Here is a 13,246-nt window from a genome sequence, read left to right as displayed (position 1 = left end):
CTCACAGGTTGAGTCCACCCTCTCGAGCTCCATCGGCGATAGCGGCGACGCGACCCGCGTACTTGCTACCACCACGGTCAAATACAACGGCTTCGACGCCGGCAGCCTTGGCGCGCTCGGCGACGAGTTCGCCGACCTTGCGTGCCTTGGCGGTCTTGTCGCCGTCGAAAGTGCGCATGTCAGCCTCGAGCGTCGATGCCGATGCCAGGGTGAAACCCTTGCTGTCGTCGACGACCTGCACGAATACGTGACGGGCCGAACGCGTGACGACCAGGCGCGGACGCAGCTCGGTGCCGACGACCTTCTTGCGAAGACGCGTGTGACGGCGCGCCTTGGCGGCCGACTTGCTCTTGCCTCTAGTTCCGAGACCCATTTCTACTTACCACTCTTTCCGGCCTTGCGGCGGACTACTTCGCCTGCGTAACGCACGCCCTTGCCCTTGTAGGGCTCCGGCTTACGCAACTTACGAATGTTGGCCGCGACTTCGCCGACGGCCTGCTTGTCGATACCGACAACGGTGATCTTGGTGTTGCCCTCGACCGTGAAGCTGATGCCCGCGGGCGGGTCAACCGTGATCGAGTGGGAGAAGCCGAGTGCGAACTCGAGCGAAGCGCCCTTGGCAGCGACGCGGAAACCCGTACCGACGATCTCGAGTCCCTTGGTGTAACCCTCGGTGACGCCGACGATCTGGTTGGAGATCAGCGTGCGGGTGAGGCCGTGGAGCGAACGCGACTCGCGCTCGTCGTCGGGACGCGTGACCAGGATCTGGCCGTCCTCGATCTTGGCCTCAATGGGGCTGGCGATGACGAGAGCGAGCTCGCCCTTCGGGCCCTTGACGGAGACGGCTGAGCCGTCGATCTTCACGTCTACCCCGGCAGGGATGACGATGGGAAGTCTTCCAATACGTGACATGACTGATTACCACACGTAGGCGAGGACTTCCCCACCCACGCCCTTCTTGGAAGCCTGGCGGTCCGTGAGGAGCCCCGAGGAGGTTGACAGGATGGCGACGCCGAGCCCACCGAGAACCTTGGGGATCTCCGTGCTCTTTGCGTATACGCGAAGTCCGGGCTTCGAAACGCGCTTGATGCCCACGATGGAGCGCTCACGGTTCGGGCCGTACTTCAGGTCGATCGTCAGCGTCTGTCCGACGCGGGCTTCCTCGATCTTCCAGCCGGCGATGAAGCCCTCGGCCTTCAGGATCTCGGCAATGTGGGACTTGAGCTTGCTACTCGGGAGCGACACGGTCTCGTGGTACGCCGAGTTAGCGTTGCGCAGTCTGGTCAGCAGATCTGCGACCGGATCTGTCATTGTCATGTGTTGTTATTCCATATCTCGTCTGGTTTCGGCATCCGTTACACGAAGGCCGACCTGTGCGATCGGTGTTGCTTGGATTGTGCAAAAGCGGAACGTTGCCCTTTCGGGCAACGTTCCATCTTAGCGGCAGGAATTACCCCGCCGCGTAAGAGACTCTTAGTTCTGCTCTGCCGTCTTGAACGGGAAGCCCAGCGCCTTGAGCAGCGCGCGGCCTTCCTCGTTGTTCTTGGCGGTGGTGACGATGGTGATGTCGAAGCCACGAACGCGGTCGATCTTGTCCTGGTCGATTTCGTGGAACATCGACTGCTCGGTCAGACCGAAGGTGTAGTTGCCGTTTCCGTCGAACTGCTTGTCGCTCAGTCCGCGGAAGTCGCGGATGCGGGGCAGGGCGAGGTTGATCAGGCGGTCGAGGAACTCCCACGCACGGTCGCCACGAAGGGTGACGTGTGCGCCGATGGCCTGGCCTTCGCGCAGCTTGAACTGAGCGATCGACTTGCGGGCCAGCGTGACCTGGGGCTTCTGGCCGGTGATCGCGACGAGGTCCTTGATGGCACCGTCGATGATCTTGCCGTCGCGAGCTGCTTCACCGACACCGGTGTTCACAACAACCTTGACCAGTCCGGGGATCTGGTGAACGTTGGTGAAACCGAAGTCCTTCTTCAGCTGCTCGGAGATCTCGTTGCGGTACTTGACCTTGAGAGCGGGCTGGGTCTTCTCAGCCGTGGTTGCAGTGTCAGTCATTAGAGGTCCTTACCGCTCTTCTTCGCGTAGCGGACGCGAACGGTGCGCTTGACGCCGTTCTTCTCCACTACCTCAGTGCGGAAGCCGACGCGAGTGGGCTTCTTGGTCTCGGGGTCAACGAGAGCGACGTTGGAAACGTGAATGGGCGCTTCCATGGTCTCGATGCCGCCGGTCTTGGTACCGCGCTGGGTCTGGCCGACACGCACGTGCTTGGTGATGAAGTTCACACCCTCCACGACGACGCGGTTGCGCTCAGTGAGTACCTCGATGACGCGACCCTGCTTGCCGCGGCTTCCGCCACGGGCCTGGGTCTTGCCGGTGATGACCTGAACCAGGTCACCCTTCTTGATGTTCGCCATGATTAAATGACCTCCGGTGCCAGCGAGATGATCTTCATGAACTTCTTCTCGCGAAGCTCACGACCGACCGGGCCGAAGATGCGGGTACCGCGGGGGTCTCCGTCAGCCTTCAGGATCACTGCGGCGTTCTCGTCAAACTTGATGTAGGAGCCGTCGGGACGGCGGGTCTGCTTGTTCACGCGAACGATGACGGCCTTGACGACGTCACCCTTCTTGACGTTGCCACCGGGGATTGCGTCCTTGACGGTCGCAACGATGACGTCGCCCAGGCCGGCGTAACGACGGCCGGAGCCACCGAGAACGCGGATGGTGAGCAGAACCTTGGCGCCGGTGTTGTCGGCGACCTTAACTCTGGATTCCTGCTGAAGCATTTACTTGGCCTTCTCTACGATTTCGACGAGGCGCCAGCGCTTCGTGGCGCTGAGGGGGCGGGTCTCGCTGATGAGAACGGAGTCGCCTACGGCGGCAGCGTTCAGCTCATCGTGAGCCTTGACCTTCGAGGTACGGCGGATGACCTTGCCGTACAACGGGTGCTTTACGCGGTCCTCGACCTCAACGACAATGGTCTTTTCCATCTTGTCGCTGGTGACGACGCCGCGGCGGGTCTTACGGTAACCGCGAGCGAGCTCGGCAGTCTCGACCACGGGGGTCTTCTCTTCGGCTTTAGCCATGACTATGCCTCCTTCGTCTCATCGGTGGCGGGCGTCTCGGCAGCAGCCGAGTCATCCGTCTTCTTGGTCTTCTTCGCCTTGGTCTCCTTGGCAGGAGCCTCTACGGCGACGGGGGTTGCCCGAATGCCGAGCTCGCGCTCACGGAGAACCGTGTAGATGCGGGCAATGTCGCGCTTCACGGCGCGCAGGCGGCCGTGGCTCTCGAGCTGGCCGGTGGCCGACTGGAAGCGCAGGTTGAACAGCTCTTCCTTGGCCTTCTTCAGCTCGTCTACGAGTTGCGTGTCTTCAAAAGTGTCGAGCTCGGTTGGTGCGAGCTCCTTGGATCCGATCGCCATTATGCGTCGCCCTCCTCGCGCTTGATGATGCGTGCCTTGAGAGGCAGCTTGTGAATGGCGCGAGTCATCGCTTCACGAGCAACTTCCTCGCTGACGCCGCTGAGCTCGAAGAGCACGCGACCCGGCTTGACGTTGGCAACCCACCACTCGGGCGAACCCTTACCGGAACCCATGCGGGTTTCGGCCGGCTTCTTCGTGAGCGGACGGTCGGGGTAGATGTTGATCCACACCTTTCCGCCGCGCTTGATGTGACGCGTCATGGCGATACGAGCGGACTCGATCTGGCGGTTGGTGACATACGCGGGCGTGAGAGCCTGGATGCCGTACTCGCCGAACGAAACCTTCGTACCACCGGTCGCGTGGCCACTACGGCCGGGGTGGTGCTGCTTGCGGTGCTTGACCTTGCGTGGAATCAACATGGTTACGCCTCAACTCCTGCTGGTGCCGCCGCCGGAGCCTCTGCCTTGGGAGCAGAGTTACGGGGGGCGCGGCTGTCGCGGCGGTCTCCGCCACGGTCGTCGCGACGCTCGGGGCGGGTCGACTTCTGGTTGGCCTGCTCGCGAGCAAGCTCCTTGTTGGTGATGTCACCCTTGTAGATCCAGACCTTCACGCCGATGCGGCCGAAGGTGGTCTTTGCCTCGTAGAAGCCGTAGTCGATGTTCGCGCGAAGCGTGTGCAGCGGCACGCGGCCTTCGCGGTAGAACTCGGAACGGCTCATCTCGGCGCCACCCAGACGACCGCTGACCTGGATGCGGACACCCTTGACGGTCGACGTGCGCTGAGCACCCTGCATGCCCTTACGCATCGCGCGGCGGAAGGCCACACGAGCGGTGAGCTGCTCGGCGATTCCCTGGGCAACAAGCTGGGCTTCTGCCTCCGGGTTCTTCACCTCGAGGATGTTGAGCTGGATCTGCTTGCCCGAGAGCTTCTCGAGGTCGGTGCGGATGCGCTCGGCCTCGGCGCCACGGCGACCGATCACGATGCCCGGACGGGCGGTGTGAATGTCGACGCGAACGCGGTCACGGGTGCGCTCGATCTCGATACGGGCTACGCCCGCACGGTCGAGGCTCGTCTTGAGCAGGTTGCGGATCTTGATGTCCTCGGCGACGTAGTCGCTGTAACGCTGTCCGACCTTGGTGCTGTCAGAGAACCAACGCGACACGTGGTCGGTGGTGATTCCTAGACGGAAGCCGTAAGGATTTACTTTCTGGCCCATTACTTCTTTCCTTCATCCGGAGTGGTCAGGACGATCGTGATGTGGCTCGTGCGCTTCAGGATCTGGAAGGCGCGGCCCTGTGCACGCGGCTGGAACCGCTTCAGGGTCGTTCCCTCGTCAACGAAAGCTTCGGAGACGAACAGGTCCTGGTCGTCGAGGAAGGTGTTGGCTGCGTCAGCCTTGACACGTGCGTTGGCCATTGCCGAGGCAACGAGCTTGTACACGGGCTCGCTCGCACCCTGGGGTGCGAACTTCAGGATGGCCAGAGCTTCGGCCGCCTGCTTGCCACGGATGAGGTTGACGACACGACGAGCCTTCGTGGGGGTTACGCGAATGTGCTTCACGCGAGCGATGGACTGAACCATTAGCGGCGGCGCCCCTTCTTGTCGTCCTTCACGTGTCCACGGAAGGTGCGGGTGGGCGAGAACTCGCCGAGCTTGTGGCCCACCATGGATTCGGTGACGAACACCGGAATGTGCTTACGGCCGTCGTGCACCGCAATGGTGTGACCGAGCATGATCGGGATGATCATGGAACGGCGCGACCAGGTCTTGATTACGTTCTTGCTCTTGGCCTCGTTGGCGACAACTACCTTGCGAAGCAGGTGGTCATCGACGAAGGGGCCCTTCTTCAGACTGCGTGGCATCTTCTACAACTCCTACTTGCGCTTCTTGCCGACATTGCGGCGACGAACGATGAGCTTGTCGGACGGGAGGTTGCGCTTACGCGTACGACCTTCCTTCTGGCCCCAGGGGGTAACGGGGTGACGTCCACCGGACGTCTTACCCTCACCACCACCGTGCGGGTGGTCAACCGGGTTCATGGCAACACCTCGAACGGTCGGGCGTACGCCTTTCCAGCGCATGCGGCCGGCCTTACCCCAGTTGATGTTCGACTGCTCGGCGTTGCCGACCTCGCCGATCGTGGCGCGGTTGCGCACGTCGACGTTGCGGATTTCGCCCGACGGCAGACGGAGCTGCGCGTAGGGGCCGTCCTTGGCGACGAGACGAACGGATGCACCGGCGGAACGTGCCATCTTGGCGCCGCCGCCCGGGCGGAGCTCGATCGCGTGGATAACGGTACCGACCGGGATGTTCTTCAGCGGAAGGTTGTTACCCGGCTTGATGTCAGCCGAGGGGCCCGACTCGATGATGTCGCCCTGGTTGAGCTTGTTCGGAGCGATGATGTAGCGCTTCGTACCGTCGACGTAGTGCAGCAGCGCGATGCGAGCCGTGCGGTTGGGGTCGTACTCGATGTGAGCGACCTTGGCGTTCACGCCGTCTTTGTCATTGCGCTTGAAGTCAATGACGCGGTACTGGCGCTTGTGGCCACCACCGATGTGACGGGTCGTGATGCGACCGGCGTTGTTACGGCCACCGGTCTTGGGCAGGGGACGAAGCAGCGACTTCTCCGGCGTCGATCGGGTGATCTCGGCAAAGTCGGCGACGGACGAACCGCGACGACCCGGGGTAGTGGGCTTGTACTTGCGAATAGCCATGAGTTTCTCCTCGTTCCCTAGCCGACAGCCGTGAAGATGTCGATGGAACCGGACTTCAGGGTGACAATGGCACGCTTGGTGTCCTTGCGCTTTCCGAGTCCGAACTTGGTGCGGCGGGTCTTGCCCGTGCGGTTCAGGGTGTTGACCGAAGCGACCTTGACGTTGAAGATCTTCTCGATAGCGAGCTTGATCTCGGTCTTGTTCGCGCGGGGGTCAACGACGAAGGTGTACTTGCCGTCATCGATCAGGCTGTAGCTCTTCTCAGAGACAACAGGCGAGATCACGATGTCGCGAGGATCCTTTTGCGTGGCGGTCATGCGCTGACCTCTTCCTTGGACTTGTTGTTGAAAGCGACGAACGCGTTGAACGCACCTTCGGTGAAGATGATGTCGTCGGAAACGACGACGTCGTACGCGTTGAGCTGGTCGTAGGGGAGCACGTGAACGGCCGGAATGTTGCGGACGCTCTTGTAGCTCAGCTCGTCGTCACGCTCGAGAACGATCAGAACGTGCTTGGCCGGCGCGATGGTCGCGAGCAGGTTGACGATCGCCTTGGTCGAGGGGACCTGGCCGACCGACAGCGAGTCGATGACGTGGATACGCTCGCCGCGTGCGCGGTCGGAAAGTGCACCGCGCAGTGCTGCCGCGATCATCTTCTTCGGGGTGCGCTGCGAGTAGTCGCGGGGGTGGGGTCCGTGAACGATGCCACCACCCTTCATCTGGGGGGCGCGGATCGAGCCCTGACGAGCGCGACCGGTTCCCTTCTGCTTGAAGGGCTTGCGACCAGCACCGGAGACTTCACCACGACGGAGCGTGTTGTGCGTGCCCTGGCGAGCCGCTGCGCGCTGCGCGACGACGACCTGGTGGATGAGCGGAACGTTGGTCTGGACGTCGAACGTTTCGGCGGGGAGGTCGACGGAGCCGACCTTCTTGCCGCTGGTGTCGATGACGTCGAGCGTGGCTACGCCAGCTGTTTCTGCCATGGAACTACGCTCCCTTCACTGCGTTGCGGACGAATACGAGACGGCCCTTGGCGCCGGGAACGGCACCCTTGACCAGGATGAGGCCCTTCTCGAGGTCAACTGCGTGGACCTTGAGGTTCAGGACGGTGACGCGCTCGCCACCCATACGGCCGGCCATGCGCATGCCCTTGAACACGCGCGAAGGCGTGGACGAGGCACCGATGGAACCGGGCTTGCGGTGGTTGCGGTGCGAACCGTGCGAGCTGGAAACACCCTTGAAGTTGTGACGCTTCATAACACCGGCGAATCCCTTGCCCTTGCTCGTGCCGACGACGTCGACGAGCTGGCCAGCGGAGAAGATGTCTACCGCGATCTCCTGGCCGAGGCTGTAGTCAGCTGCGTCCGCGGTGCGGACCTCGGTGAGGTGACGGCGAGGCGTGACGCCTGCCTTGTCGAAGTGACCGGTGGCCGGCTTGTTCGACTTGCGGGGGTCGATCTGGCCGTAGGCGATCTGAACGGCGGCGTAGCCGTCGATCTCCTGCGTGCGCAGCTGCGTCACGACGTTGGGAGAGATCTCCACGACGGTGACGGGAACGAGCTTGTTGTTCTCGTCCCAGACCTGGGTCATGCCGAGCTTGGTGCCGAGGAGGCCCTTGGTGCTCTTGTTGTTGTCAGCCATTGGATCCCCCTTACAGCTTGATCTCGATGTTGACGTCTGCCGGCAGGTCGAGACGCATGAGCGAGTCGACGGCCTTGGGCGTCGGGTCAATGATGTCGATGAGGCGCTTGTGCGTGCGCTTCTCGAAGTGCTCGCGGCTGTCCTTGTACTTGTGAGGCGAACGGATTACAACAACCACGTTCTTCTCGGTGGGCAGCGGCACCGGTCCGACGACGGTCGCGCCGGCGCGGGTTACGGTGTCGACGATCTTGCGCGCCGAAGAGTCGATGACCTCGTGGTCGTACGACTTAAGTCGAATGCGGATCTTTTGTCCCGCCATGTCTGACTCTCTCTCTGTATCGCATCGTGGCCTGCGCCTTGTAGTACCGGGTTGGTACGTGCGCAACTATTGGATGCGGTCGTGCTGGTGCTTTCATCGCTCCCGGCCGGTCACGTCGGACCCTCGCGGGCACAAACGTCTCCTAGGTGACGGGAGGTCGATTTACGCTGAGTTCTTCTCCCCGCGGCCTAGTCACCTTGCTCGTAACGAGCCGGACTATGCACTGCCTGGGAGTGATCCACGCGTCCGTAGACGGCGAAATGTTGAACTAGACGAGTTTGCCACACTCTTCACCCTCGTGCAACCCGGGCGTGTCGCGATCGGCGTGTCGGCTTCTGCCGCGGGATTCCGCGGGAGTTGCGCCGGTCGCCGGCTCCGGATGCGCCTCGCGCGAGCCGCCTCCACGGTACCCCGCGGCCGCGACTTTGGCACCTGCGCGCACTACGGGGACGATCGCGCACCGGCGCCGCTACGCGCCCGTCCCGCGGTTGCGCGCACGTGGGCGTGACGGCAGTGGCAGGCCCGCCGCTAGAAGGTGAGCCCGCAGGGCGCGCGGGTCGATCGCGGTCCTCCAGCCCCACCGTGAAACGCTCACACCGAGCGCACGGATACGGTCCGCGCGGTGTTTCTCGTCGAGCAGCAGCTGCTCGAGAGTGCGCCCCCGCCGGTATCGGGGATCGGTGTACTTCGACTTTCCGTCGGCCTCCCCTGCCAGCCGATGCTCCGGCCAGTAGAACTCACTGAAGCCGATGAGCCCCCGGTGGTCATCGAAGCGATGTTGCAGCTCTGGGACAGGAAAACCGATCTCCATGAAGTTCACCCGGCTCACCGACTCGAGCGGGGAGTCGGCATCCGTCACGGCGAAGTCGATCGCGGCTCGAGCCCGCGCGTGGCCGGCGAACGGCATCCGCCGAGAGTGCGCATCCCAGAGTTCTGTTCGCGCGAGCAGGGGTGGCTTCTCTCCCCTGCGCCCCTCATGAAGCGCGAAGTCCAGGGCGGGCACGCTCGAGATCGTCTTGGCCGATGCTGCAATGTCCACCAGCGTTCGAGGAAGCGACGTGACCATCACCCCGTCGAGCTCGACAACGTCGTCGTCGAGCGGCACACAGTGGATTGTCACGCCCGGGTACGAGCGACCGCCGGTTGCGCGAGGTGCCGTGACGTGCACGGTTGCCAGCGATTGCGCGACAACGGGCAGACCATGCAGCACCGCGGCCGACCAGTGGGAGATCACCGGCTGCCGAAGTCGCGTCCGCTCGACTGCTTTGACGCGTGCGACGTACCGAGCGCGTTGATCGAGGCTCCCCCACCACGTCGCATCGGCGTAGACACCACGCGCAACCCGCATCTCGCTTCCGGCCACTGCAGCCCGCGCGTGCCCTCTGCGTCCGTCGTAGCTCTCGCTCGGTAGATCGCGCACGTAAAAGAGATGGGCGTCCGATTCATCCATTCTCCAACGATTGCGAAGCAGCCGCGTCGACGACGGGGCCGACGGCGACCTGCGCACAATCCGAACCGGTGCGCCCGTGTGGAGTGCGCTTCATCGGCGCGTAGTGACGGGACGTGCGCGCACCGGCGCCAGTGCGCGGTCGTCCCGTGAGTGCGCGCAGTCACGCGGGCACGCAAAAAGGCCCGCAGCGCGAACGCTGCGGGCCCTCTAGTAAAGCGGGGTACTACTTGATGATGGTCGTAACCGTTCCAGCACCAACCGTGCGGCCACCCTCGCGGATGGCGAAACGCAGGCCCTCTTCCATGGCGATGGGCTGAATCAGCTCAACGGTCATGTCGGTGGTGTCGCCGGGCATTACCATCTCGGTGCCCTCGGGCAGCGTGATGACGCCGGTGACGTCGGTGGTACGGAAGTAGAACTGCGGACGGTAGTTCGCGTAGAACGGGTTGTGACGGCCGCCCTCTTCCTTGGAAAGGATGTACGCGGTACCGGTGAAGTTCGTGTGAGGGGTGACCGAGCCGGGCTTGACGACAACCTGGCCACGCTCAACGTCTTCACGCTTCGTGCCGCGGAGCAGCAGACCACAGTTCTCGCCGGCCCAAGCCTCGTCGAGCTGCTTGTGGAACATCTCGATACCAGTGACCGTGGTCTTCTGGATCGGGCGGATTCCAACGATCTCGACATCGGAGTTGATGGCGAGCGTGCCACGCTCGGCGCGGCCCGTGACGACGGTTCCACGACCGGTGATCGTGAAGACGTCCTCGATCGGCATGAGGAACGGCTTGTCCTTGTCGCGCACGGGGTCGGGGATGTTGTCATCCGCGGCCTGCATGAGCTCCAGGATGGAGTCTTCCCACTTGGCGTCGCCCTCGAGAGCCTTGAGGCCCGAGACGCGAACGACGGGAGCGTTGTCGCCGTCGAAGCCCTGGCTGGAGAGCAGCTCGCGAACCTCGAGCTCGACGAGCTCAAGGATCTCTTCGTCGTCGACCATGTCGGACTTGTTCAGCGCGACCATGAGGTACGGCACGCCGACCTGCTTGGCGAGCAGAACGTGCTCACGGGTCTGAGCCATCGGGCCGTCGGTCGCTGCAACCACGAGGATCGCACCGTCCATCTGAGCGGCACCGGTGATCATGTTCTTGATGTAGTCAGCGTGACCCGGGGCGTCAACGTGAGCGTAGTGACGCTTCTCGGTCTCGTACTCGACGTGCGAGATGTTGATCGTGATACCGCGCTGGCGCTCTTCCGGAGCCGAGTCGATCGACGCGAAGTCGCGCTGAACGTTCGTTGCGGAAGGGAACTTGTCGGCGAGAACCTTGGAAATCGCTGCGGTGAGCGTGGTCTTTCCGTGGTCAACGTGACCGATGGTTCCGATGTTTACGTGCGGCTTGCTCCGCTCGAACTTGGCCTTAGCCACTGGGTCCTCCTCAGGACTCGGGTGCTAGGCATCCGAAAATCAAAGATTGAAATCGGATGCTTCGCGACTTGGTGTGTACTTATGTTACTCGGGCGAGTGACGCCAAAGCACAGGGCCGCAGATTGCCGCGGCCGCTTGTGGTGAGTGGTGTTGCTACTCGCCCTTGTTCTTCTGGATGATCTCGTCGGCGACCGCGCGGGGCACCTCTGAGTAGCTGTCGAACGTCATGGAGTAAACAGCACGTCCGGAAGTCTTCGACCGAAGGTCACCAACGTACCCGAACATCTCCGACAGTGGCACGTTTGCACGAATCACCTTGACGCCGGTGGCGTCCTCCATGGACTGGATCTGCCCGCGGCGCGAGTTCAGGTCGCCGATTACGTCGCCCATGTACTCCTCGGGCGTGCGAACCTCGACGGCCATGAGCGGCTCGAGCAGAACGGGCTGTGCCTTGCGCGCGGCTTCCTTGAAAGCCATCGAGCCTGCGATCTTGAACGCCATTTCGGACGAGTCAACATCGTGGGCGGCACCGTCGAGGATGATTCCTCGAACGCCGACCATGGGGTAGCCGGCGAGAACGCCGACAGCCATGGAAGCCTGGAAACCAGCGTCGATCGAGCCAATGTACTCGCGGGGGATACGTCCACCGGAGACCTTGTTCTCGAACTCGTAGATCTTGTCGGGAGTGACCTCCATCGGCTCAAGCGAGATCTGCACCTTAGCGAACTGGCCGGATCCACCGGTCTGCTTCTTGTGGGTGTAGTCGTGCTTGTCGACCACGCGACGAATCGTCTCGCGGTAGGCGACCTGGGGCTTGCCCACGTTCGCCTCGACGTTGAACTCGCGCTTCATGCGGTCTACCAGGATGTCGAGGTGAAGCTCGCCCATTCCCTTGATGACCGTCTGGCCGGTGTCCACGTTCTGCTCGGTGCGGAACGTCGGGTCTTCCTCGGCGAGCTTCTGGATTGCGACGCCCAGCTTTTCCTGGTCCTGCTTCGTCTTCGGCTCGATGGCCACCTCGATAACAGGCTCCGGGAACGTCATCGACTCGAGAACGATCTGGTTCGCGGGGTCGGTGAGGGTGTCACCCGTGGTCGTGTCCTTGAGGCCGATGACCGCGTAGATGTGGCCGGCGGTGATCGAGTCGATCGGCATTTCCTTGTTGGCGTGCATCTGGAAGATCTTTCCGATGCGCTCCTTCTTGCCCTTGGTCGCATTCATCAGCTGCGCACCCGAGTCGACGTGACCGGAGTACACGCGGATGTAGGTGAGGCGACCGAAGAACGGGTGAACCGCGACCTTGAACGCGAGAGCAGCGAACGGCTCCGAAGCGTCGGGGTGGCGGACGATGATCTTCTCTTCGTCGCGCACGTCGTGACCCTCGGTGGCCGGCACGTCGAGCGGGCTGGGGAGGTAGTCCACAACAGCGTCGAGCATCGGCTGGACGCCACGGTTCTTGAACGCGGAACCGCAGAGCACCGGGTAGATCTGGCTGCTGATCGTGAGGCCACGGATGGCCTTCTTGATCTCGGCGACCGAGAAGTCAGTGTCGCCCTCCATGAAGCGCTCGAGGAGCGCATCGTCGGTCTCAGCGACGACCTCGAGCAGGGTCGCACGGTACTCGTTCGCCTTCTCGACGAGGTCGGCGGGGATCTCCTCGATGGCGTACTTGGCGCCCATCTCGACGTCACCCTTGGAGTCTCCGCGCCAGGTCAGCGCGCGCATCTCGACGATGTCGACGACGCCCTCGAAGCCGGACTCGAATCCGATCGGGATCTGGATGACCAGCGGCTTGGCGCCGAGGCGGTTCACGATGGTGTCGACGGTGTAGTAGAAGTCGGCGCCCAGCTTGTCCATCTTGTTGACGAAGCAGATGCGGGGAACGTCGTACTTGTCGGCCTGGCGCCAGACGGTCTCGGACTGGGGCTCAACGCCCTCCTTGCCGTCGAACACCGCGACAGCACCGTCGAGAACGCGGAGCGAGCGCTCCACCTCCACGGTGAAGTCGACGTGGCCGGGGGTGTCGATGATGTTGATCTGGTTGTTGTTCCAGAAGCACGTCGTGGCAGCGGACGTGATCGTGATGCCACGTTCCTGCTCCTGCGCCATCCAGTCCATCGTCGAGGCGCCGTCGTGGGTCTCGCCGATCTTGTGGTTGACGCCGGTGTAGAACAGGATGCGCTCGGTGGTGGTCGTCTTGCCAGCATCGATGTGAGCCATGATGCCGATGTTGCGGACCTTGTTCAGGTCGGTGAGCACGTCTTGTGCCACGGAGTTCCTCCG

20 protein-coding genes are annotated in these 13,246 nt (G+C 62.8%); all 20 read right to left on the bottom strand.

What is annotated here, in order from left to right; translation table 11 throughout:
* Nucleotide 1: 1 nt before the first annotated feature.
* Entirely contained in the window at nucleotides 2-373 is a 372-nt protein-coding gene (gene rplR / locus IEV96_RS14075) for a 50S ribosomal protein L18 (protein ID WP_188511396.1), read from the bottom strand.
* 2 nt (nucleotides 374-375) lie between these two features.
* Nucleotides 376-912, bottom strand: coding sequence for a 50S ribosomal protein L6 (gene rplF / locus IEV96_RS14070; RefSeq protein ID WP_188511395.1), 537 nt, complete (start codon nucleotides 910-912; stop codon nucleotides 376-378).
* 6 nt (nucleotides 913-918) lie between these two features.
* A complete protein-coding gene (gene rpsH, locus IEV96_RS14065; RefSeq protein ID WP_188511394.1) occupies nucleotides 919-1,317 on the bottom strand; it encodes a 30S ribosomal protein S8 in 399 nt (132 codons plus the stop codon).
* 156 nt (nucleotides 1,318-1,473) lie between these two features.
* Complete coding sequence (gene rplE, locus IEV96_RS14060; protein WP_188511393.1) at nucleotides 1,474-2,058, bottom strand: 50S ribosomal protein L5; 585 nt, start codon at nucleotides 2,056-2,058, stop codon at nucleotides 1,474-1,476.
* Nucleotides 2,058-2,417: a 50S ribosomal protein L24 gene (gene rplX / locus IEV96_RS14055; RefSeq protein ID WP_188511392.1), complete on the bottom strand. Its 360-nt coding sequence runs from the start codon at nucleotides 2,415-2,417 to the stop codon at nucleotides 2,058-2,060. Before rplX ends, rplE begins: the two co-directional genes overlap by 1 nt.
* Before the next feature lie 2 nt (nucleotides 2,418-2,419).
* Nucleotides 2,420-2,788 carry a 50S ribosomal protein L14 gene (gene rplN / locus IEV96_RS14050; protein ID WP_188511391.1) on the bottom strand — a complete coding sequence of 123 codons (369 nt, stop codon included), beginning with the start codon at nucleotides 2,786-2,788 and terminating at the stop codon, nucleotides 2,420-2,422.
* A complete protein-coding gene (gene rpsQ, locus IEV96_RS14045) occupies nucleotides 2,789-3,088 on the bottom strand; it encodes a 30S ribosomal protein S17 (protein ID WP_188511390.1) in 300 nt (99 codons plus the stop codon).
* 2 nt (nucleotides 3,089-3,090) lie between these two features.
* The gene (rpmC, locus tag IEV96_RS14040) at nucleotides 3,091-3,423 is read right to left on the bottom strand and encodes a 50S ribosomal protein L29 (protein ID WP_188511389.1); all 333 of its coding nucleotides are present in this window, start codon (nucleotides 3,421-3,423) and stop codon (nucleotides 3,091-3,093) included.
* Nucleotides 3,423-3,842: a 50S ribosomal protein L16 gene (gene rplP / locus IEV96_RS14035; protein WP_188511388.1), complete on the bottom strand. Its 420-nt coding sequence runs from the start codon at nucleotides 3,840-3,842 to the stop codon at nucleotides 3,423-3,425. Before rplP ends, rpmC begins: the two co-directional genes overlap by 1 nt.
* A gap of 2 nt (nucleotides 3,843-3,844) precedes the next feature.
* Nucleotides 3,845-4,639: a 30S ribosomal protein S3 gene (gene rpsC, locus IEV96_RS14030; protein ID WP_188511387.1), complete on the bottom strand. Its 795-nt coding sequence runs from the start codon at nucleotides 4,637-4,639 to the stop codon at nucleotides 3,845-3,847.
* Nucleotides 4,639-5,004, bottom strand: coding sequence for a 50S ribosomal protein L22 (gene rplV, locus IEV96_RS14025; protein ID WP_188511386.1), 366 nt, complete (start codon nucleotides 5,002-5,004; stop codon nucleotides 4,639-4,641). Before rplV ends, rpsC begins: the two co-directional genes overlap by 1 nt.
* The gene (gene rpsS / locus IEV96_RS14020) at nucleotides 5,004-5,285 is read right to left on the bottom strand and encodes a 30S ribosomal protein S19 (protein ID WP_188511385.1); all 282 of its coding nucleotides are present in this window, start codon (nucleotides 5,283-5,285) and stop codon (nucleotides 5,004-5,006) included. Before rpsS ends, rplV begins: the two co-directional genes overlap by 1 nt.
* Nucleotides 5,286-5,297: 12 nt before the next feature.
* On the bottom strand, nucleotides 5,298-6,137 hold the full coding sequence (gene rplB, locus IEV96_RS14015) for a 50S ribosomal protein L2 (protein WP_188511384.1): 840 nt from the start codon (nucleotides 6,135-6,137) through the stop codon (nucleotides 5,298-5,300).
* Nucleotides 6,138-6,154: 17 nt separating this feature from the next.
* The gene (rplW, locus tag IEV96_RS14010; RefSeq protein ID WP_184232715.1) at nucleotides 6,155-6,454 is read right to left on the bottom strand and encodes a 50S ribosomal protein L23; all 300 of its coding nucleotides are present in this window, start codon (nucleotides 6,452-6,454) and stop codon (nucleotides 6,155-6,157) included.
* Nucleotides 6,451-7,119 (bottom strand): 50S ribosomal protein L4, encoded by a 669-nt coding sequence (gene rplD, locus IEV96_RS14005; RefSeq protein ID WP_188511383.1) that lies wholly within the window; start codon nucleotides 7,117-7,119, stop codon nucleotides 6,451-6,453. Before rplD ends, rplW begins: the two co-directional genes overlap by 4 nt.
* Nucleotides 7,120-7,123: 4 nt before the next feature.
* On the bottom strand, nucleotides 7,124-7,777 hold the full coding sequence (gene rplC, locus IEV96_RS14000; protein WP_188511382.1) for a 50S ribosomal protein L3: 654 nt from the start codon (nucleotides 7,775-7,777) through the stop codon (nucleotides 7,124-7,126).
* Between the two features lie 10 nt (nucleotides 7,778-7,787).
* Complete coding sequence (gene rpsJ / locus IEV96_RS13995; protein ID WP_021010896.1) at nucleotides 7,788-8,096, bottom strand: 30S ribosomal protein S10; 309 nt, start codon at nucleotides 8,094-8,096, stop codon at nucleotides 7,788-7,790.
* A gap of 469 nt (nucleotides 8,097-8,565) precedes the next feature.
* On the bottom strand, nucleotides 8,566-9,546 hold the full coding sequence (locus IEV96_RS13990; protein WP_188511381.1) for a hypothetical protein: 981 nt from the start codon (nucleotides 9,544-9,546) through the stop codon (nucleotides 8,566-8,568).
* Nucleotides 9,547-9,769: 223 nt separating this feature from the next.
* A complete protein-coding gene (gene tuf, locus IEV96_RS13985; protein WP_188511380.1) occupies nucleotides 9,770-10,963 on the bottom strand; it encodes an elongation factor Tu in 1,194 nt (397 codons plus the stop codon).
* Between the two features lie 153 nt (nucleotides 10,964-11,116).
* The gene (gene fusA / locus IEV96_RS13980) at nucleotides 11,117-13,234 is read right to left on the bottom strand and encodes an elongation factor G (protein WP_188511379.1); all 2,118 of its coding nucleotides are present in this window, start codon (nucleotides 13,232-13,234) and stop codon (nucleotides 11,117-11,119) included.
* Between the last annotated feature and the right edge of the window lie 12 nt (nucleotides 13,235-13,246).

The organism is Conyzicola nivalis, from assembly GCF_014639655.1.
Classification (GTDB): Bacteria; Actinomycetota; Actinomycetes; order Actinomycetales; family Microbacteriaceae; genus Conyzicola; species Conyzicola nivalis.
The sequence above is the reverse complement of the archived record's forward strand: the minus strand, read 5'-3'. Positions and strand labels throughout refer to the sequence as shown.